Source organism: Acetobacter lambici, from assembly GCF_011516885.1.
In the GTDB taxonomy this organism is placed as follows: Bacteria; Pseudomonadota; Alphaproteobacteria; order Acetobacterales; family Acetobacteraceae; genus Acetobacter; species Acetobacter lambici.
In genome coordinates, this window is the sequence record NZ_WOTD01000120.1 from 1 (window position 1) to 1846 (window position 1846).

2 protein-coding genes are annotated in these 1846 nt (G+C 61.3%); both read left to right on the top strand.

What is annotated here, in order from left to right; translation table 11 throughout:
* Positions 1-113 precede the first annotated feature (113 nt).
* Complete coding sequence (istA, locus tag GOB86_RS15355; RefSeq protein ID WP_035366403.1) at positions 114-1637, top strand: IS21 family transposase; 1524 nt, start codon at positions 114-116, stop codon at positions 1635-1637.
* A partial coding sequence (locus GOB86_RS15360) for an ATP-binding protein (RefSeq protein WP_242012722.1) occupies positions 1627-1846 on the top strand: 220 nt, incomplete at its 3' end. The genes istA and GOB86_RS15360, both read left to right, overlap by 11 nt.

A 1846-nucleotide genomic window follows, 5' to 3' on the forward strand; every position in this document is an offset into this window, starting at 1 on the left:
TGTTGATTTTCACTGAGAACTGACCCGGGTAGGGCGGAAATTTTCATCGAGATTTGACCCATGCCTTCACACTCCCCGGCATCATTTTCTGGGGGGTTTTTGGAGTGATTGACATGGAGCTTCTGAGTGTGATCCGCCGGTGGCATCGCCGGGATCATCTTCCGATCCGCGAGATCGAACGCCGGACGGGACTGTCACGCAATACGATCCGGAAATATCTCCGGGCAGAGAGCATTGAACCGCGGTTCCAGGTTCCCGAACGTCCCAGCCGACTGGACCCGTTTGCTGACAAATTGAGGGGATGGCTGGTTCTGGAAGCCGCCCGATCCCGCAAGAACCGGCGCACGGCGCGACGGTTGTATGAAGACCTTGTGGCACTGGGTTATGATGGATCCTACGGACGGGTGGCTGCTTTCATCCGGCAGTGGAAACACGAACAGCACCAGGCACGCCAGACAACGGGCCGGGGTGTTTTCGTGCCCCTGTGCTTCCAGCCCGGGGAAGCCTTCCAGTTTGACTGGGGCGAGGACTGGGCGGTGATTGCCGACCGTCGCGTCAAGCTGCAGGTTGCCCACACCAAACTGTCCTTCAGCCGGGCCTTCATACTCAGGGCCTATCCCCTACAGACCCACGAGATGCTTTTTGATGCGCTTACCGAGGCCTTCCGCGTGCTCGGTGGCGTGCCGCGGCGGGGTATTTTTGATAACATGAAGACGGCCGTGGACCGGATTGGGTCGGGCAAGGCGCGTCAGGTCAACCTGCGCTTCATGGCCCTGGCCAGCCATTACCTGTTCGAGCCGACCTTCTGCAATCCGGCAGCCGGATGGGAGAAAGGGCAGATCGAGAAGACCGTGCAGGATGCCCGGCGCCAGATCTGGCAGGATTTGCCCGCCTTTCCCGATCTGGGGGCGCTGAATGCCTGGCTGGAAGCCCGCTGCCTGGACCGTTGGGAACGGCTGCGGCATGCTGGATTGCCGTGTAGCGTCTCCGAGGTCCATGCAAGCGAACGTCCCCACCTCATGGTGCCGGGGCGTCCCTTTGACGGGTTTGTCGAACAGACCAAGCGCGTCTCACCAACCTGCCTGATCCAGTTCGAAGGCAACCGCTACAGCGTGCCGGCCTCCTTTGCCAATCGTCCGGTCAGCCTGCGGGTTTATCCTGACAAGCTGCGCATTATCGCCGAAGGGCAGGTTCTGTGCGTGCATGACCGGATCATCACGCGTTCGCATGGTGTGCCAGGCCGCACGGTTTATGACTGGCGGCATTATCTGGCGGTCATCCAGCGCAAACCGGGCGCCCTGCGCAATGGCGCACCGTTTACCGAATTGCCAGCCGCCTTCCGGACCCTGCAGGATCAACTGCTCAGGCGGCCTGGAGGCGACCGGGAAATGGCTGAAATCCTGGCCCTGGTGCTGCAGCATGATGAGCAGGCCGTCCTCTGCGCGGTTGAACTGGCTCTTGAAGATGGCGTGGCGACCAAGACCCATGTTCTCAATACGCTGCATCGCCTGATTGATGCCAAAAGAACCGTGGTTCTCCGGCTTGATGCTCCACAGGCCCTGGTGCTCGAACACGAACCGTGCGCCGATACAGGGCGCTATGACATCCTGCGTGGGGACAGTCGCCATGCGTCATGATCCTGCCGCCGCCTCACTTGTCGTCATGCTCCGTGGACTGCGGATGTATGGCATGGCCCAGGCCACGGCTGACCTCATTGAGCAGGGCGCGCCCGCCTTCGGGGCGGCCATCCCCATTCTCTCGCAGCTTCTGAAGGCGGAACTGGCCGAACGCGAAGTGCGCTCCATCGCCTACCAGACAAAGACAGCCCGGTTCCCCGCCTACAAGG

What these genes read in the sequence shown, in the direction of transcription:
- istA (WP_035366403.1), top strand. Translation starts at nt 114, where the DNA reads ATGGAGCTTCTGAGTGTGATCCGCCGGTGGCATCGCCGGGATCATCTT.